The following is a 17811-nucleotide window of genomic DNA, read 5'->3' as shown; positions in this document are numbered from 1 at the left end:
AGCCCCGCCTGATGGACAGCCGCCGCCCCCCGCTCGCGCCCGTGTGCCCCACGCTGCCGGAGTACGTCCGGCACTGGGCCGAAAGCACCCCGGACCGCAGGGCGTTCACCTTCGTCGAGCACCCGGCACCGCACTCGCGCGGCGTCCACCGCACCCTGACCTGGCGCCGCCTGGACGTACGGGTGCGGGCACTGGCCGCGCGCCTCACCGACGAGGCCGGTCCGGGGGACCGGGTCGCGCTGCTGTGCCCGCAGGGCACGGAGTACGTGACCGCCTTCCTCGCCGCCCTGGCCGCCGGGCTGGTCGCCGTGCCGCTGTATCCGCCGGGCCTGCCCGGGCACGCGGACCGGCTCGCGGGTGTGCTGGCCGACGCGCGTTGCTCGGTCGTCGTGACCACGAGCCGCTGCCGGGACGAGGTGCGTGACTTCCTCGGCCCCGACGGACCGCGGATCGTGGTCGCGGACCAGGTGCCCGACGACGCCGCCCGCGACTGGCGGCCCGTCCCGCCGGACGCCGAGGCGACCGCCTACCTCCAGTACACCTCCGGTTCGACCCGTGCCCCGGCGGGTGTGGAGATCAGCCACGGCAACGTCGTGGCCAACGCCCGCCAGGCGCTCACCGCGTACGGAGCCGACACCCGCCCGGTGACGTGCGTGGGCTGGCTGCCGCTCTACCACGACATGGGGCTGGTGCTCAGCGTCGCGGCCCCGGTGGCCCGAGGGGTCCTGTCGGTGCTGATGGACCCGGCCGCGTTCCTGCACGAGCCGGTGCGCTGGCTGCGGCTGCTCGCCGCGCATCCGAACGCCGTGAGCGCCGCGCCCAACTTCGCCTACGACTACTGCGCCGCGAGCGTCTCCGAGGACCAGAAGGCGGACCTGCGGCTGGACCGGGTGACCGCGCTGATCAACGGCAGCGAGCCGGTCCGCCCGGGCACGGCCGACCGCTTCCACGCCGCGTTCGCCGGTCAGGGCCTGACACCGGAGACCCACTGCCCGTCGTACGGGCTGGCCGAGGCCACCGTGTTCGTCTGCGCGGCCCGGCCGGGTGAGCCGATCGGCCGGTTCGCGCTCGACCGTGACGCCCTGGCCGCCGGGAAGGCCCTGCCGGCGCGGCCGGACGATCCCCGTGCGGTGCTGCTGGCGGGCTGTGGCACCCCGGCGGGCCAGCAGGTCCGGATCGCCGACCCGGTGACGCGGGCCCTGCTGTCGGAGGGCGAGGTCGGCGAGATCTGGGTGCGGGGACCGAATGTCGGCCGGGGCTACTGGAACCGGGGAGCGGCGGACGTCTTCGGCGCCGAGTTCGCGGACGCCGCGGCCGGGCCCGGCGGCTGGCTGCGGACGGGCGATCTGGGGACGGTGCTGGAGGGGCAGCTGGTCGTCACGGGGCGGTTGAAGGACCTGATCATCGTCGACGGCCGCAACCACTATCCGCAGGACGTCGAGGCGACGGCCCAGGACGCGGACCCGGTGGTGCGCCGGGACCGGCTCGCGGCGTTCGCCGTGCCGGGCGGCGGGGGTGAGCGGGTGGTGATCGTGGCGGAGCACGCGCGGACCGCGCGCCTCGCCGAACTCGACGTTCCGGCCGTGGCACGGGCCGTGCGCGGCGCCGTCTCCGCCCGGCACGGGCTGCGGCTCGCCGACGTCGTCCTGGTGCCGCCGGGCACGGTGCCGCGTACCTCCAGCGGGAAGGTGTCGCGGGCCCTGACCCGCGCCCGGTATCTGGAGGGCGCGTACGGCGGCCAGGCCGGTGCGGCGACGGCGGGTGCCGCGGGATGAGCCCCGTCGACGAGGGCGCGCTGCGCCGGTTGATCGCCGAAAAGGTGGCCGTCTGGTACGGCACCTCTCCCGAGAACGTCCCGATGGACCGGCCGCTCGCCGACCTCGGCATGTCCTCACGGGACGCGGTCGCCCTGGCCGGTGAGCTGTCCCGGGCCACGGGCCGCGAGCTGCCGACGACGCTGCTGTGGGAGACGCCCACCGGTCAGGCGCTGGTGGCGCGGTTGTGCGACACGGAGGCCTCGGGAAGCCCGGGGCCGGCCGAGGCGGCGCCGGTGCCGCGAGCCGGACTGCCGGGCGGGACGGCCGAGCCGGTCGCCGTCGTCGGGGTCGGCTGCCGGCTGCCCGGCGGGGTGCACGGCCCGGACGGCTACTGGCGGCTGCTGAGCGAGGGCGTCGACGCGATCCGGCACGTCCCGGAGGACCGCTGGCGCGACTTCACCGCCTTCCCGCCCGCCGACGCGCATCCGTACGGCGGCTATCTCGACGACATCGCCGGGTTCGACGCGGACTTCTTCCGCATCACCCCGCGCGAGGCCGCGGTGATGGACCCCCAGCAGCGGATCCTGCTGGAGGTCGTCCACGAGGCGCTCGACCATGCCGCCGTGCCGGCCGGGTCCCTGGCGGGCACCGCCACCGGGGTGTTCGTCGGGGTGTCGGCCCCCGAGTACGGGCAGCTCACGGGAGCCGATCCGGCCGCCGTGGATCCCTGGGCGCCGGCCGGGGGCGCCCTGAGCGTGACCGCCGGACGGCTCGCCTACGTCCTGGACACCCGGGGGCCGAGCCTGGCCGTCGACACGGCCTGCTCTTCCTCGCTGGTCGCCGTGCACCACGCCTGCGTCAGCCTGCGCTCGGGCGAGAGCGACACGGCGATCGCCGCCGGCGTCAACCTGCTGCTGTCGCCGGCCGTCACCGTCGCCTTCCGCAGGGCGGGCGCGCTCGCACCGGACGGGCGGTGCAAGCCCTTCTCGGCGGCGGCCGACGGCATCGGGCGCGGCGAGGGGTGCGCGGCCGTGATCCTGAAGCGGCTCTCCGACGCCGAGCGGGACGGCGACCGCGTGCTGGCCGTCATCCGGGCCACCGCCGTCAACTCCGACGGCCGCTCGAACGGCCTGATGGCCCCCAACCCGGCCGCCCAGCAGGCGCTGCTGGAGAGCGCGTACACGCGGGCGGGGCTCGCCGCGGCGCAGGTCGACTACGTGGAGGCGCACGGCACCGGCACCCCGCTGGGCGACCCGATCGAGGCGGGAGCGCTGGGCGCGGTGCTCGGCGCGGGCCGGGACCCGGACCAGCCGCTCCTGCTGGGTTCCGTCAAGGGCAACCTGGGCCATCTGGAGTCCGCCGCGGGCATCGCGGGCCTGGTGAAGACCGTCCTGGCCCTGCACCACGACAGCATCCCGCCGTCCCTGCACTGCGCGCAGGGCACCTCCCTCGCCGAGGAGCGGCTGAGGGTGGTGACCGAGCCGGAGCCCTGGCCCCGCTACGGCGGCACCGCGCTCGCGGGCGTCTCCGGGTTCGGCTTCGGCGGCACCAACGCGCACGTGGTGCTGGAGGAGGGGCCGCCCGGCCTGGTCCCCGTACGGCCGGCCGAGGAGCCCGCCGCCCGTCTGTACGTGCTGTCCGACCTGGACGCCGGGCGCGTCCGCGACACGGCGGGCAGGCTCGCCGACTGGCTGCGCGAAAGCACCGCGCACCCCGCCGACGTGGCCCGGACCCTGGCAGGACGCACCGGCCGCGGCCCCGTACGCGCCGCCGTGGTCGCCCGGGATCGCACCGAACTCTCCGAGGCGTTGGGCGCGTTGGCGGCGGGCCGCCCGGACGCGCGGGTGATGACCGGGGAGCGCGACCGGGTGGGGCGCGGCCCGGTGTGGGTCTTCTCCGGCTACGGCAGCCAGTGGCCGGGCATGGGCCGCAGGCTGCTGGCCGAGGAACCCGCGTTCGCCGCCGCCGTGGAGAAACTCGACCCGCAACTCGCCCCGGAGTGCGGCCTGTCCCTGTACGAACACCTGTCCTCGGGGGCCGGCCTCGACCGCCTGGACGTCGCCCAGCCCGTGCTGTTCGGCCTTCAGCTGGCCCTCGCCGAGCTGTGGCGTTCGTACGGGGTCGAGCCCGCCGCCGTGATCGGCCACTCCATGGGCGAGGTCGCGGCGGCGGTGTGCGCGGGCTCGCTGGACGTGGCGGACGGGGCGCGTGTCATCGCCGTACGGGCCCGGCTGCTGAGTGGACTGAGCGGCGGCGCGATGGCCGTGGTGGACCTGGACGACGCCGAGCTGGAGTCCCTGGAGCGGGACTTCCCCGGTGTGCACGTCGCCGTGCACTCCTCCCCCCGGCAGAAGGTCGTCACGGGCGAGGAGGCCGCGGTGGCCCGGCTCGTGCGCCGGCTGGAGGGACAGTGCCGGGCGGCACGGGCCATGCGGGTCGTCGGCGCCGGGCACTCGCCCCAGGTGGATCCGCTGCTGCCGGAGCTCGCCGGCGCGCTGTCGGGCATCCGGGGCCGGCGGCCGCGTGTCCCGGTGTACTCCACCGTCCTCGACGACCCGCGCGGCGACTGCGTGTTCGACGCGGCCCACTGGGCGGCCAACCTCAGGCGGCCCGTCCGCCTGGACCGGGCGCTCGCAGCGGCCGCGGCCGACGGTCACACGGCGTTCGTCGAGATCTCACCCCACCCGGTGCTGGCCGGGGCCGTCGCCGACGCCGTGCCCGACGCCCTCGCCCTGGCCACCCTGCGCCGGGACGCCGACGGGGCGGAGGCGTTCGCCGGGCAGCTGGGCGCCCTGTACGTGGGGGGCCAGCGGCTGCCCGTGCCGCCGGGCCGGGTCGTCGACCTGCCGGTGCCCCGGTGGCGGCACGTGCGGCACTGGTGGACGGACGGCCGGGCCCGCACCGAGCCGGTTTCGCCGGAGCCGGCGGCACCTCCCGCCGACGTGGTGGAACCCTCGTCGGTCCTGGCCCGGCTGACCCACCACATCGCCGCTGTCACCGGCCACCCGCCCACCCGTGTCACACCGGGCACCGCCCTGGCGGAACTGGGTCTGGACTCGCTGATGGCCGTCCGCGTCCGCACGGCCGTGGAGCGCGAGTTCGGCGTCGAACTGCCCCTGCGCGACCTGTTCTCCGCCGCGACGGTCGAGGACGCCGCCACCCGGATCCGGCATGCCCTCCCCCACGAGGACACCCCGCTGCGCCCGCTGCGCGCCACCGGTTCCCGGCCCCCGCTGTTCCTCGTCCACGCGGCCGGCGGCCCGGTCGCCGTCTACCGGACGCTCACCGAACGGCTCGGCGAGGACCGGCCGGTGTACGGGCTGGAGCGGATCGAGGAGGCCCGGACCGTGCCGGAGAAGGCGCGCCGCTACGCCGAGGCCATCGCCGCCGCCCACCCCGACGGGCCCTGCCTGCTGGGCGGTTGGTCCTTCGGCGGGTTCGTCGCCCAGGAGACCGCGCGGCAGCTGACCGCCGCCGGACGGGACGTGCCGCTGGTCGTGCTCCTCGACTCCGTACGCCCCCTCCCCCGGCCCGGTCTGACCCGCGCCGACCGGATCCGGGCGCATTTCGAGGGCTTCGCCGGCCACGTCGCCGACGCCTACGGAGTGCGGCTGGAGTTGCCGTACGACGAGCTCGTGGCCATGGACGACGACCGGGAGCGCATCGACTCCGTGCTGCGGGCGCTGCGCGAGGCCGCCGAGGTGCCGCCCGCGGCGCTGGAGCACCAGCGTGCCTCCTACCTGGACATGGGTATCGGGGAGTCGCACCGGCCCGGCGGCTACGACGGGCCGGTCGTCCTCTACCGCGCCACCGAGCCCGCGCCCCACACCGTGCGCGACCCCGCGTACGAACGCGACGACGAGGCGCTGGGCTGGGACGAGGTGTGCCCGCGCCTGGAGGTCGTGCCGGTGCCCGGTCACCATCTGTCCCTGCTCGATCCGCCGCACGTCGACGAGATCGCCGCCCACCTGAGCCGGGTGCTCGCCGAACGGGCCCCCTGAAACGCCAACCGAGGAGCCGCCATGCCCGATCTGCCGCCGAAGCCCGCTGCCGGAGTGTCCCGGCGCACCGTCGCCAGAGCGTCGGCCGCCGCCGGCCTCGCCGCCTTGTTCGGGACCGCGGGCGGAACGGCCCGTGCCGCGGGCAGAACGGCCCGTGCCGCGGCCGCCACCCGGCTCGGGCCGCGCACGCTGGACGTGTCCGTGCCCTCCGCCGCGCTCGGCCGCAGCGCGCCGGTCCGGCTGATCCTGCCGTCGGACTTCGGTGCGCGGCCGGAGCGGACGTATCCCGTGCTGTACCTGCTGCACGGCGCTCATGACGACTACACCTCCTGGACCCGCGAGACAGACATCGAGGCCTTCACCGAGGGCCGCGACCTGATCGTGGCGATGCCGGACGCGGGGCCCACCGGCATCCCCAGCGTCTGGCGCGGCGGCCCCGATTACGAGACGTTCCAGGTGAAGGAGGTGCCGGCGCTGCTCGCCCGGGACTACCGGGCCTCCGGCGTACGGGCGGTCGCCGGGGTCTCCACGGGTGGCTACGGCGCGATGGCCCACGCGGCCCGCCACCCCGGAGCGTTCAAGGCCGCGGCCTCCTACAGCGGCATCCTCGACACCACCGCGCCCGGCGTTCCCGCCATCATGGACGCCATCGTGGCCCGCGAGAACCTGCCGGCCGCGTCCCTGTGGGGGCATCCGCTGCTGAACCTGCTGACCTGGCGGGACTTCAACCCGCGGGCCCGCGCCACAGGGCTGCGCGGCACCGCCCTGTACGTCTCCCAGGGCAGCGGGGTGGGCGGCGGCAACGGCGGCGACCCGCTGCCCGGGGTGCTGGAGAGCGCCCTGTGGCCCTCGGCCCAGGGCTTCGCCGGCACGCTCGCCCGGCTGGGCATCCGGGCCACCACGCACCTCTACTCGGGAGGAGGACACGACTGGCCTTACTGGAAGCGGGAGTTCACCGCCTCGTGGCCGATGCTCGCCCATGCCCTGGGCGTGCCGGAGTGACGGGGGTGCCGTCGGGGCACGGAACGGAGCGCAGGGGTCGTCCGTCCAACACAGGACTTCCCGCTCGTCTCAGCGGTTACAGTCCGCGGACGAGCCGCTTCCGCTCGAAAGGAGTGTCCGTGATGGCTGTGCCTGCCCAGCACGGCGTGCCGGACCGCCCCGGCATGCCACCGATGCCACCCGAGCTGGCGGAGCTGCTGCGCGCCCAGCTGGCGGCCGTCGCCGACCAGGTGGAGGACGAGGTCCGCCGTCAGGTTCCCGAGTACGCGCGGCCCGCCGACGGGGCGTACGGCAGGAACCTGCGGGCCGGGGTGGTGCAGGCGCTGACCCTGTTCGTCGACCACATCGCCGACCCGCGCGACGACGGGGGCGCGATCGCGGCGACGTACTACGAACTGGGGCGCGGCGAGGCCCTGGAGGGCCGCAGCCTGGACGCGTTGCAGTCCGCGCTGCGGGTCGGGGGGCTGCACGCCTGGCGGCTGATGGGCAGGACGGCGGAGGAACTCGGCCTGGACTCCACGGTCGTCGCGGCGCTCGGCGAGCTGGCGTTCCGGACCGTGCACGAGGTCGCCCAGGCGGCCGCGGCCGGTTATGCGGAGGCCCAGCTGCGCAGCTCGGACGAGCTGGAGCGGCGCCGCAGACGGCTGCTCGACCTGCTGCTGGAGGACGGGCCGGTGGCGCTGGAGGCGGTGCAGGACCTGGCGCACGGGGCGCGCTGGCCGGTGCCGCGGACGGTCGCCGTCGTGGCGCTCGCGGCGGCGCCGGACCGGCAGGAGGAGGACCGGCCGCTGGCCGCGGCGGGCGCGCTGGTGGACATGGAGTCCCGGCCGCCGCGCATGCTGGTGCCCGATCCGGAAGGCTCCGGCCGCTTCGGCCGGGCGTTCACGCTCGCGCTGCGCGGCCGGCCCGCCGCGATCGGCCCGACGGTCGCGGTCACCGACGCCGCGCAGTCGCTGCGGCTCGCCACCCGGGCGCTCGGGCTGATGGGACGCGGGCTCCTCCCCCGCCAGGGCGTGGTGCGGTGCGCCGACCATCTGTCGACCCTGCTGCTGTACGGCGACGAACCGCTGCTCGAACGGCTCCGGGAGCGGGTCCTCGCGCCGCTCGACACGGTCTCGGCCGGGCAGCGCGACCGGCTCGCCGAGACACTGCTGGCGTGGCTGCTCAGCGGCAGCAACGTGCCGGACGTCGCCGTGCGGCTACACATCCACCCGCAGACGGTCCGCTACCGCCTGCGCCAGCTGGAGAAGCTGTTCGGCGACGCCCTGCACGATCCGGAGACCCGCCTCGACCTGATTCTCGCGTTGCGCGCGGAGTCATTGCGTACGCCGCGGAACTGATTCCCCCGTACGCAGCGCAATCGGCGAGTTACTCAACCGGCGACATACTCAATCGGCGACAAAAAACCGCGGCGATTCCATAATCCAGTCCATAACACCCCGGGAGACACAGCGAATACGTTCGGGCCGTCCTTTTTCGCAGGCGCTCGACGCGCCTCACCCGCGGAGGATTCCCCCATGCGTATCCGTTTGTGTCTCGCCGCGCTCTCGCTGGCCGGCGGGGCCGGTCTCGCCACCCTCTCGGCTCCCTCGGCCACGGCCACGGCCACGACTGCGGCCACCACTGCGGCCGCGGCCTGCACGGACGTCGAGGTGGTCTCGGCGCGCGGCACCTTCGAGCCGGGCACGCTCGGCTTCATCGTCGGCGACCCGGTGTATTCCGCCCTTAAGAAGAAGGTGGCGGGCAAGAGCCTGTCCAGCTACGCGGTGGACTATCCCGCGAACCTTTTGCCGACGTCTGCCGCGCGGGGCAACACGGACCTGGTGAACCATGTGAGGAGCCAGGCCGCCGCCTGCCCGAATCAGCGTTTCGTTCTCGTCGGCTATTCGCAGGGCGCGAACGTCGTCGACAACTCGATCGGCATCAGCAGCGCGGGCGCGGTGGTCGGCAGCCCCATCGTGGCCACGCTGCCCGCGGCGGTCGAGCCCAAGGTCGCCGCGGTGCTGCTGTTCGGCAACCCGATCCGAGCCCTCGGCAAGAGCGTCACCGGCACGTACCAGAGCCGCACCCTGGACATCTGCGCCAAGGGCGACCCGGTCTGCGAGAGGGGCGGCGGCGACACCGGGGCCCACCTGAGCTACCGCGACAACGCGGACGAAGCGGCGACGTTCGCGGCGGGCAGGCTCTGACCCCCGACTGACCGAAGCGACGAGTCCCCGCGCCGGGGCACGGTTTGGCCCCGGCGCGGGGCTTTGGCGCGGGCGCGGGTCTTGGCCCGGGCCAAGGCTTGGCACCGGCACAGGTCTGCGTCGGACGGCAGGTTCGACCGCAGCGGGCGTCCCGTGACGCCCGAGTCATGGCGGTGTGCGAAGGGGCCCGGGAGGAATCCTCCCGGGCCCCGGGCGTGCGTGCGGGCGAGTGGGCTAGCGCGGGGAGCGTGCGAAAGCGGCGAGGCTCGTGGAGACGGGCTCGGGGCGGCCGTTGTTCTGGGTGGGTGCGGCGGTCAGTACGTCGAGGTGCTGGTAGCCGTCGGCGATGACGGGGTGGAGCTCGGGCGGGACCCGACCGGCCAGCAGCCCCTCGCCCGCGAGGAGGGTGAGCACCGGGTTGGCCTTGAGCCCGCCGGGATGCACGACGAGCTTCTTGACCTGCGGCGAGGTGGACAGCTGGATGTCCGTCACCAGTTTGGTCGGGAAGTACTGTTCGGTGAAGTCCAGCGGCTGCTCGGCCAGGCTGCGGGCCAGTTGCCGCACGTCGGTGACCTCTTCGCCGGGGCCGGTGAACGGCGTGCCGTCGGCCGACCGGTGGCCGGGGTCGTCGGGGTCGCCGACGCGGTCGTAGTTGCGCCAGGTGTAGAGCGGTCCCTGCGGCCGGTCCGGGATGGCCTTGTACGCGGTGCCGTACAGCCCGGGCTGCTGCGTCCCGCCGTTGGCCACGGGGAAGCTCTTGTCGGCGATCGGACCGCCGTCGAAGAAGCCGATGCTGGTCTGGAGGAAGGCGAGCGGTACGGAGTTGTCGTCCAGCAAGGCACCGAGCACCGCCCCGTTGGTGAGCCGGAAGTCCTTCACCGCGGGCTTGCCGGTGAGGAAGGCGGCGGTGTTCTTGGAGAACAGGACGCGGTGGGTTGCCTCGATGTTGAGGTTGGAGGGCAGGTAACGCGGCAGGCTCGCTTCGGCGTCCGGGTCCTTGAGGGCACCCATCCCCGCGATGCCGAGCAGCGTCATGGTCTCGGGATTGAGCAGCACCGGCGCGGACAGCGAGCGCGGCAGCACCCCGCTGTCGAGCCCCGCCTGCACCACGCCGTAACCGAGGCCGACGTCGGGCAGGTTGGTGTCGTCCGGCAGGCTGCCGCTGAGGTCGGCCAGCGAGGTGGAGACGGTCGTGTCGAGGGCGAAGTAGCCGGCGCACTGGTTGTATCCGGCGTCCGCCGTGGTGGCCCGGTCGCCGTCGAAGTCGGCGGCGGCGAAGTACCCGGTGATCACACCGCCCAGCGAGTGCCCGCCGCACAGCACCTTCCGCTTGCGCTGCGTCTGGTCGGGCAACTCGGCGGTGAGCAGGTCGTACTGGTCGCGCACGGTCTGCTCGATGCCGAGCTTCGCCATCCAGCCCAGCTTCTCGTTGCCGGTGAAGCCGGCGAAGGTCCGGCCGTCGACCTGCTTGCCCCGGTAGTAGTAGTCGACGGCGGTGTGCTGGTCGCCGGAGGCGATGCCGGTGCGGTCCTCCAGGCAGTTTGAGCGCCGGTCCAGCGCCCAGAACTCGATGTGCACGCCCTGCTCGGCGGCTCGCGCCACGGTGTTGCGGGCCACGCTGTCGAACGCCCCGGCCCCCTCCAGGATGCCGGGCTGGGCGACGAGGATCCGGTCCGCGTCGGCCGAGGCGGCGGGCCCGTCGGCGGAGCGGTAGCGCAGGTACGACAGCCAGTCGCAGGCGGCCGGACGCGGCCCGGCCGACTCCGGCAGCGGCGCCCTCACCCGCACCACCGACTCCGTCACCCCGGTCACCGGCGACGACGACGCGACCGGCGTCTCGGTCCGCGCGCCGTCGGCCCGGGCACCCGGAGCCGCGGCGGTGAGCGTCCCGGCGGTCAGCAGCACCGCCAGCGCGGCCCCCCGCCACTTCCCTCTTGTCCTACGGTTCATGTCCATGCCACGGACGCTAGGGCTCCGGCAGGAGGTCGCTCAGGGGGTGCTGATGAGAACTCAGTTTCCGGATCGTGCCTTGTCACCGGCGCACAGAGCCTCCGTGGCCGGGACCGGCGATCGGTGGGCCTGACGGGGTCAGGACCAGCGGACCCGACCGGGTCAGGACCAGCGGACCCGACCGGCTCTCACGCTTCAGAACCCCCTTATCGGCCCGGCCGAGCTGCGAACCGGCGGTTTCGGGAGCATGGTGGGGCTATGGACGGTCAACCCCCTGTGGTCGTGCAGCCGCCCGCGTCGGACGGCGGACGGCTGGTGACCATCCGCGGCGAGCGCATGGGCGTCGCCTACAGCCTCTTCGACGTGCTGGACCTGCTGCACCGTGAGGGTCTGCCCACCGCCGACACGGCCGTCGACGACACCGAGCTGATCGAGTGGCGCGGCGGCGGCCCGTACGACTGGAACAACGGGTCGTCCGACGAGGCCTGAGCCTTCGTGGAGCCCCGTTGCCTGGGCCCCGTACGCGTGAGGCCCTGTCTCAGTCCTCCCCGGCTGCGACCCCCGCTCCCCCGGCCAGCCGGTCGAGGCGGTCGCGATGGGCGGGCGTCAGCTCCAGCTCCGCCGCGGCGAGGTTCTCCTCCAGGTGCTCGATGCGTGCCGTACCGGGAATCGGCAGGACGACCGGCGAGCGGTGGAGGAGCCAGGCGAGCGCGACCTGCGTGGGCGTGGCACCGAGGTCGGCCGCCACCGCCGCGATCTCCGCCTCGGCCCCCGTCTTCCCCCAGGCGACGGGCCGCCATGGCAGGAAGGCGATTCCGGCCGCCGCACAGGCGTCGAGCACCGGCTCGTATTCACGGTCGAGCAGGTTGTAGCGGTTCTGCACGCTCACGATGTCGACGATCTCCCGGGCCTGCGCCAGCTCGGCGACGGTGACCTCCGACAGCCCGATCCGGCCGACCAGGCCCTCGGCCTGGAGGTCCCGCAGCGTGCCGAGCTGGTCGGCGAGCGGTGTCCCGGGGTCGATGCGGTGCAGCTGGAGCAGCTCGATCCGCTCGACGCGCAGCCGGCGCAGGGCCTGCTCGACCTGGTGGCGCAGGGTGCCGGGCCGCCCGTCGAGCCGCCACTCGCCCTCGATGCGTGCGACACCGACCTTGGTGGTGATCAGCAGCTCGGCCGGATAGGGGTGCAGGGCCTCGGCGAGGAGCTCCTCGTTGGCTCCCCCGCCGTAGAGGTGGGCCGTGTCGATCAGTGTGACGCCCAGGTCCACGGCCCGCCGGGCGACCTTGAGGGCGTTCTCCCGGGCGGGTCCGGCCTCGGTCGGCAGGTGCATGGCTCCGAAACCGAGCCGGCGTACGTCCAGATCCCCGCCGATGCGGAAGGTGGTCGTTGTCATGAGCGCGGTCCTCCCCCTCTGCTCAAGGCGCCACGCCAACAGGGCGGTTGACGACGAGGCCGGTCACCGGAAGGGACGCGCCACCCCCGGCACGGCACCGCTCGACGAGCCGTCGTCAGTGCCCGGCGTTACGCTGCGCGCACATGGCCCTCGGCCCCTTCACGGAGGTTCTCATGGTCTCGCGTCTCAACCCGTACCTGTCCTTCGACGGCGACGCCCGGCAGGCGATGGAGTTCTACAAGGAGGTCTTCGGAGGCACCCTGGCCCTGAACACCTACGGCGACTTCGGCCAGGCGGAGGCCCCCAACGCCGACAAGATCATGCACGGCATGCTGGAGACCCCAAGCGGCTTCACCCTGATGGGCGCCGACAACCCGCCGGGCATGGAGTCCGCGCCGGGCCAGCCCTTCGCCGTGAGCCTGAGCGGCGACGACGACGCCGAGCTGACCGGCTACTGGGAGAAGCTGTCCGAGGGCGGCTCGGTGTCGGTACCGCTGGAGAAGCAGATGTGGGGCGACGTGTTCGGCATGTGCACGGACCGCTTCGGCGTCCCATGGATGGTCAACATCAGCAGACCGGAGAGCTGAGCTGCACAGAACGCTGGACGGTCGGGGACCGTCCGCCCGCGGGGCCGCCCGCACACGCCGTGCACTGCCGGTGTGTGCGGGCGGCCCCGTTTGTCGGAACGTCCTGTTTGTTGGAACGTCCTGACAAAGCTGTTGACATCACCCCAGGGCGCCCGCATAGTACCTGCCACTAGAGCGCGCTAGTGCGGCGCTCCAGTTACCTCCCCGGACCGGGCACGGCCCCCCTTTCCCAGCACACCGAGGTGCACCCGACATGCGCAGACACCACAGATCCGCCGCCCTGACCACCGCCGTCCTCGCGGGCGCGCTGCTCGCCGCCGGCTGTTCCAGCGGCTCCGGCGGGAAGCAGTCCGAGACCGGCGGCACCGACGCCGCCGCGGGCAAGGCCACCACGCCTCGGATGACCGTCGCCCTGGTCACCCACGCGGCGCCCGGCGACACCTTCTGGGACCTGATCCGCAAGGGCGCCCAGGCCGCCGCCGCGAAGGACAACATCAAGCTCGTCTACTCCAGCGACCCCGTCGCCGGGAACCAGGCCAACCTCGTGCAGAACGCCATCGACCAGAAGGTCGACGGCATCGCGCTCACCGCCGCCAAGCCCGACGCCATGAAGGCGGTCGTGGCCAAGGCCAAGGCGGCCGGCATCCCCGTCGTCGGCTTCAACTCCGGCCTGGACAACTGGCAGGAACTCGGCATGCTCGAGTACTTCGGCCAGGACGAGAACATCGCCGGCCAGGCCTTCGGCGAGCGCCTCAACCAGCAGGGCGCCAAGCACGCCGTCTGCGTGATCCAGGAGCAGGGCCAGGTCGCGCTGGAGGCGCGCTGCGCCGGCCTGAAGAAGGGCTTCAAGGGCACGACGGAGAACCTGTACGTCAACGGCACCGACATGCCCTCCGTGAAGTCGACGCTGACCGCCAAGCTCCAGAAGGAGTCCACCATCGACCAGGTGGTCACGCTGGGCGCCCCGATCGCCATGACCGCCGTGCAGTCGGTCAAGGACGCGGGCAGCAAGGCCGAGGTCGCCACCTTCGACCTCAACAAGGATCTCGTCGGCGCCATCCAGAGCGGGGACATCCAGTTCGCCGTCGACCAGCAGCCCTACCTCCAGGGCTACCTCGCCGTCGACGCGCTGTGGCTCTACCGGACGAACGGCAACTTCAGCGGCGGCGGCACCGCGCCGGTGCTCACCGGGCCGGCCTTCGTCACGAAGGACAACGTCGACAGCGTCGCCGAGTTCGCGAAGAAGGGGACGCGCTGAGACAGGGACTCGCTCAGGAAGGGACTCGCCGGCCCTCCGCCGGAACGGGCCCGCTCGTTCCCCGCACCACGAGTTTGGGGTCCAGCACCGCCTCCCTCGGCGGCAGTTCCCCGTTCTCCAGCCGTTCGACGGCGAAGCGGACCGCGTGCTCGGCCATGAGGAACGCGTCCTGGCGGACGGTGGTCAGGCCGAGCGGCATCAAGTGGGAGAGGTGGCTGTCGTCGTAGCCGACGACGGACAGGTCGCGCGGGACCTCGACGCCCGCCCGGGTCAGGGACATCAGCAGCCCCATCGCGCAGCGGTCGTTGCCGGCGAGGACCGCCGTCGGCAGCGGCCGTCCGCTGTCGCGTTCGGCCAGCAGCAGCCGGCCGGTCTCGACGCCGGACTCCTCGGTGTGCTCACCGGGGATCACCCGTGCCTGCGCCTGAAGCCCGTGGCGGCGCATCGCGGCGCGGTAGGCACGCCGCCGCTCCGCCGAACCGGGGCCGCGTCCGCCGTCGATGTGCACGATCCGGCGGTGCCCCAGCTCCACCAGGTGGTCCATGGCCTGCCGGACGCCCTTGCCCTCGGCGGAGTGCACGAAGTCGACATGGGCCTGGGGCACCCGGCGGCTGATCGAGACGGCGACCGTGCGCTGCCCGAGCTCGGCGAGATAGTCGGGTTCGGCGTCCGGGCCGAGCAGGATCACGGCCTCGCAGCGGTGGCTGAGCAGCGCCTCGACCGCCTTGGCCTCGCTGCGGCCGTGGGTGGCGCCGGAGAGCAGGACGTCGTAGCCGAGCCGTTCGGCTTCGGGGTAGATGCCGGTGATGAGGTCCGTGTGGAAGGTCTGCTGCACGGTGAACATCACGCCGAGCGTGCGACTGCGGCCACGGGCCAGCAGCCGGGCCGCGCTGTCGGGCCGGTAACCGATCTCGTCGGCCACGCGCAGGACCCGTTCCCGCGTCTCCCGGCTGGCCCCCGCCTGGTTGCGGAAGATGATCGAGACGAGCGCGCGGGACACGCCCGCCTTCTCGGCGACGTCCGCCATCGTGGGCCGCTGCCTGCCCGATGCATCCACGTGTGAACCCACCCTCCGACTCCGACCACCTTACGGGGCGTCCCGCACGGGATCCGTACGAGGACCCCGCAATCTCCCGGCAACAACCTATTGACATGACATTTGGACAGGGGTCATCGTACTCGAACTAGAGCGCGCTAGTAGAGCGCATCAGTTTCACGCCCGCCCCCTTCCTCTCCCCGAAGGACCCTCACCATGGCAACGGCGCCAGCCCCGCTGCGTACGACCGTCGGCAACCTGTGCCTCGGCTCCGCCCCCGACTCCTGGGGCGTCTGGTTCCCCCAGGACGAGCACCAGGTGTCGTACACCCGTTTCCTCGACGAGCTCGTCCAGGCCGGATACGAGTGGCTGGAGCTCGGCCCGTACGGCTACCTCCCCACCGACCCGCAGCGGCTGAAGGCCGAACTGGACGCCCGTGGGCTCAAGGTCTCCGGCGGTACCGCGTTCGGCGCGCTGCACCGGCCCGAGGCGTGGGACGAGATGCTCGCCCACGTCCGGCAGGTCGCCGCGCTGACCGCCGCCGCGGGGGCGCACCATCTCGTCTTCATCCCTCCGATGTACCGGGACGAGAAGACGGGTGCGTTCACCGAGTCGCCCGAGCTGACCGCCGGGCAGTGGGCCGGGTTCGGCCGGGCCGCCGACCGGCTGGGCAGGCTGCTGCTGGAGGAGTACGACGTACGGCTGGTCGTCCATCCGCACGCCGACAGTCACATCCAGACCCAGCCGGAGATCGAGCGGCTGCTGAACGAGTCCGACAGCCGGTACACGAACCTCTGCCTGGACACGGGGCATGTCGCGTACGGCGGTGGGGACAACCTCGATCTGATCCGCCGCTTCGGTGAGCGGGTCGGCTACGTGCACATCAAGCAGATGGACCCGGAGATCCTGGCGCAGGTCGCGGCCGAGGACCTGTCCTTCGGCGAGGCCGTGAAGCGCGGGGTGTGCGTGTCACCGCCGGCCGGGGTGCCGAAGCCGGCCGGTGTGGTTGCCGAACTCGCCCGGCTGGACGCGGAGTTGTTCGTGGTCGTCGAGCAGGACCTGTACCCGTGTGCTCCCGAGGTGCCGCTGCCGATCGCGGTCGGCACCCGTGAACACCTGGCCGGCTGCGGACTGTCGGGTACCCGGCGCCCGAACATCGACGAGTAAGGAGCGGCCATGGACGTCACGGACGACACGACACCGGCCCCCGTCCCACCCCCCGCCACCGCCGTCGCGGACGACGCCCCTCCGGCGGTCAGGCGGCGGCTGCGGCTGATCACGATCATCGCCACGTTCGGTGGTCTGCTCTTCGGCTACGACACCGGAGTCATCAACGGCGCCCTGCCCTACATGACCGAGGACCTCGGCCTGACCCCGGTCACCGAGGGCATGGTCACCAGCTCGCTGCTGCTGGGTGCCGCGCTGGGCGCGGTGACCGGCGGCCGGTTGTCGGACGCGCGTGGCAGGCGGCGCAACATCCTGCTGCTGGCCGTGCTGTTCTTCGTCGGCGCGCTCGGCTGCACGCTGGCCCCCACGACCGAGGTGATGATCGTGGCGCGGTTCGTGCTCGGTCTCGCGGTCGGCGGCGCGTCGGTGACCGTGCCGGTGTACCTCGCGGAGGTGTCCCCCGCGGAGCGGCGCGGCGCTCTCGTCACCCGCAACGAGCTGATGATCGTCAGCGGTCAGCTGCTGGCCTTCACGTCGAACGCGATCATCGCCCGGGTCGGCGGCGAGTCCGGGGGCGTGTGGCGCTGGATGCTGGTCATCGCCACGCTGCCGGCGGTGGTGCTCTGGTTCGGCATGCTGGTGATGCCGGAGAGTCCGCGCTGGCTGGCCTCCCAGAGCCGCTTCGGGGAGGCCCTCGAAGTGCTCAGGCAGGTGCGGTCGCAGGCCCGGGCCGAGGCCGAGCTGAAGGAGGTGTCCGCGCTCGCCGTCAAGGACGAGCAGGCCAAGCTCGGCGGCTGGCAGGACATGAAGAGCACGCCGTGGGTGCGCAAGCTGATGTTCGTCGGGTTCGGCATCGCGATCGTCCAGCAGATCACCGGCGTCAACACGATCATGTACTACGGCACGCAGATCCTCACCGATGCCGGTTTCGCCGCCGACAGCGCGCTGACGGCGAACATCGCCAACGGCGTGATCTCGGTGCTGGCCACCTTCGTCGGCATCTGGCTGCTGGGCCGGGTACCGCGCCGCCCGATGCTGATGACCGGTCAGGCCGGTACGACCGTCGCCCTGTTGCTGATCGGTGTCTTCTCCCTGGTGCTGCCCTCGGGTGACGCACGGGCGTTCGCGGTGCTCGCCATGACGGTCACGTTCCTCGCCTTCCAGCAGGGTGCGATCTCGCCGGTGACCTGGCTGATGCTGTCGGAGATCTTCCCGATGCGGATGCGCGGTTTCGGCATGGGGATCGCGGCCGTGGTGCTGTGGCTGACCAACTTCGTGATCGGGCTGGTCTTCCCGTCCCTGGTCTCCGGGATCGGGATCTCCAACACCTTCTTCCTCTTCGTGGTGGCGGGCGTGCTGTCCCTCGCCTTCGTCAAGCGCTACGTCCCCGAGACCAAGGGCCGCACCCTCGAAACCCTCGAAGCCGAGCTCCGTAGCCGCTTTTCCTGACCCTCCCTTCGAAGGAAACGAC

13 protein-coding genes are annotated in these 17811 nt (G+C 73.1%); 10 read left to right on the top strand and 3 right to left on the bottom strand.

What is annotated here, in order from left to right; genetic code table 11:
- Positions 1-11: 11 nt before the first annotated feature.
- The 5 genes from CP976_RS39710 to CP976_RS39690 all read left to right on the top strand — a co-directional run bounded on the left by CP976_RS39710 (position 12) and on the right by CP976_RS39690 (position 8949).
- Positions 12-1775 (top strand): fatty acyl-AMP ligase, encoded by a 1764-nt coding sequence (locus tag CP976_RS39710; protein WP_150484695.1) that lies wholly within the window; start codon positions 12-14, stop codon positions 1773-1775.
- Complete coding sequence (locus CP976_RS39705) at positions 1772-5758, top strand: type I polyketide synthase (protein WP_150484694.1); 3987 nt, start codon at positions 1772-1774, stop codon at positions 5756-5758. The genes CP976_RS39710 and CP976_RS39705 overlap by 4 nt, the downstream gene beginning before the upstream one ends.
- 21 nt (positions 5759-5779) lie before the next feature.
- Positions 5780-6760, top strand: coding sequence for an alpha/beta hydrolase (locus tag CP976_RS39700; RefSeq protein ID WP_150484693.1), 981 nt, complete (start codon positions 5780-5782; stop codon positions 6758-6760).
- Positions 6761-6882: 122 nt separating this feature from the next.
- The gene (locus CP976_RS39695) at positions 6883-8100 is read left to right on the top strand and encodes a PucR family transcriptional regulator (RefSeq protein WP_150484692.1); all 1218 of its coding nucleotides are present in this window, start codon (positions 6883-6885) and stop codon (positions 8098-8100) included.
- Positions 8101-8277: 177 nt separating this feature from the next.
- Positions 8278-8949 carry a cutinase family protein gene (locus CP976_RS39690; RefSeq protein WP_150484691.1) on the top strand — a complete coding sequence of 224 codons (672 nt, stop codon included), beginning with the start codon at positions 8278-8280 and terminating at the stop codon, positions 8947-8949.
- 234 nt (positions 8950-9183) lie between these two features.
- Here CP976_RS39690 and CP976_RS39685 read toward each other — a convergent pair whose 3' ends face one another.
- Positions 9184-10905, bottom strand: coding sequence for a hypothetical protein (locus CP976_RS39685; RefSeq protein WP_150484690.1), 1722 nt, complete (start codon positions 10903-10905; stop codon positions 9184-9186).
- Positions 10906-11157: 252 nt separating this feature from the next.
- Between CP976_RS39685 and CP976_RS39680 the strand changes: the two genes are divergently transcribed.
- Positions 11158-11388 carry a hypothetical protein gene (locus tag CP976_RS39680; protein ID WP_150484689.1) on the top strand — a complete coding sequence of 77 codons (231 nt, stop codon included), beginning with the start codon at positions 11158-11160 and terminating at the stop codon, positions 11386-11388.
- A gap of 49 nt (positions 11389-11437) precedes the next feature.
- On the opposite strand, the gene CP976_RS39675 is transcribed toward CP976_RS39680, so the two are convergent.
- Positions 11438-12292 (bottom strand): aldo/keto reductase, encoded by an 855-nt coding sequence (locus CP976_RS39675; protein WP_150484688.1) that lies wholly within the window; start codon positions 12290-12292, stop codon positions 11438-11440.
- Positions 12293-12465: 173 nt separating this feature from the next.
- Between CP976_RS39675 and CP976_RS39670 the strand changes: the two genes are divergently transcribed.
- Together CP976_RS39670 and CP976_RS39665 are read left to right on the top strand one after the other, a co-directional pair.
- A complete protein-coding gene (locus tag CP976_RS39670; protein WP_150485705.1) occupies positions 12466-12879 on the top strand; it encodes a VOC family protein in 414 nt (137 codons plus the stop codon).
- Between the two features lie 253 nt (positions 12880-13132).
- Positions 13133-14137: a substrate-binding domain-containing protein gene (locus CP976_RS39665; RefSeq protein ID WP_150484687.1), complete on the top strand. Its 1005-nt coding sequence runs from the start codon at positions 13133-13135 to the stop codon at positions 14135-14137.
- A gap of 13 nt (positions 14138-14150) precedes the next feature.
- Here the strand turns inward: CP976_RS39665 and CP976_RS39660 are convergent, their stop codons facing one another.
- Positions 14151-15164 (bottom strand): LacI family DNA-binding transcriptional regulator, encoded by a 1014-nt coding sequence (locus tag CP976_RS39660; protein ID WP_150485704.1) that lies wholly within the window; start codon positions 15162-15164, stop codon positions 14151-14153.
- 225 nt (positions 15165-15389) lie between these two features.
- Here CP976_RS39660 and CP976_RS39655 point away from each other — a divergent pair, with 225 nt between their 5' ends.
- Positions 15390-16340 carry a TIM barrel protein gene (locus CP976_RS39655; protein WP_150484686.1) on the top strand — a complete coding sequence of 317 codons (951 nt, stop codon included), beginning with the start codon at positions 15390-15392 and terminating at the stop codon, positions 16338-16340.
- A 9-nt stretch (positions 16341-16349) separates the two neighbouring features.
- Entirely contained in the window at positions 16350-17789 is a 1440-nt protein-coding gene (locus CP976_RS39650; RefSeq protein WP_150484685.1) for a sugar porter family MFS transporter, read from the top strand.
- Positions 17790-17811 lie beyond the last annotated feature (22 nt).

The sequence above is a fragment of the Streptomyces coeruleorubidus genome, assembly GCF_008705135.1.
GTDB classification, from domain to species: domain Bacteria; phylum Actinomycetota; class Actinomycetes; order Streptomycetales; family Streptomycetaceae; genus Streptomyces; species Streptomyces coeruleofuscus.
This window is presented reverse-complemented; position numbering and strand designations above follow the sequence as displayed.

Bases quoted from the DNA above. Each gene is read 5' to 3' on its own strand.
- CP976_RS39710 (WP_150484695.1), top strand. From the start codon at position 12: ATGGACAGCCGCCGCCCCCCGCTCGCGCCCGTGTGCCCCACGCTGCCG.
- CP976_RS39705 (WP_150484694.1), top strand. From the start codon at position 1,772: ATGAGCCCCGTCGACGAGGGCGCGCTGCGCCGGTTGATCGCCGAAAAG.
- CP976_RS39700 (WP_150484693.1), top strand. From the start codon at position 5,780: ATGCCCGATCTGCCGCCGAAGCCCGCTGCCGGAGTGTCCCGGCGCACC.
- CP976_RS39695 (WP_150484692.1), top strand. From the start codon at position 6,883: ATGGCTGTGCCTGCCCAGCACGGCGTGCCGGACCGCCCCGGCATGCCA.
- CP976_RS39690 (WP_150484691.1), top strand. From the start codon at position 8,278: ATGCGTATCCGTTTGTGTCTCGCCGCGCTCTCGCTGGCCGGCGGGGCC.
- CP976_RS39685 (WP_150484690.1), bottom strand. From the start codon at position 10,905: ATGGACATGAACCGTAGGACAAGAGGGAAGTGGCGGGGGGCCGCGCTG.
- CP976_RS39680 (WP_150484689.1), top strand. From the start codon at position 11,158: ATGGACGGTCAACCCCCTGTGGTCGTGCAGCCGCCCGCGTCGGACGGC.
- CP976_RS39675 (WP_150484688.1), bottom strand. From the start codon at position 12,292: ATGACAACGACCACCTTCCGCATCGGCGGGGATCTGGACGTACGCCGG.
- CP976_RS39670 (WP_150485705.1), top strand. From the start codon at position 12,466: ATGGTCTCGCGTCTCAACCCGTACCTGTCCTTCGACGGCGACGCCCGG.
- CP976_RS39665 (WP_150484687.1), top strand. From the start codon at position 13,133: ATGCGCAGACACCACAGATCCGCCGCCCTGACCACCGCCGTCCTCGCG.
- CP976_RS39660 (WP_150485704.1), bottom strand. From the start codon at position 15,164: ATGGCGGACGTCGCCGAGAAGGCGGGCGTGTCCCGCGCGCTCGTCTCG.
- CP976_RS39655 (WP_150484686.1), top strand. From the start codon at position 15,390: ATGGCAACGGCGCCAGCCCCGCTGCGTACGACCGTCGGCAACCTGTGC.
- CP976_RS39650 (WP_150484685.1), top strand. From the start codon at position 16,350: ATGGACGTCACGGACGACACGACACCGGCCCCCGTCCCACCCCCCGCC.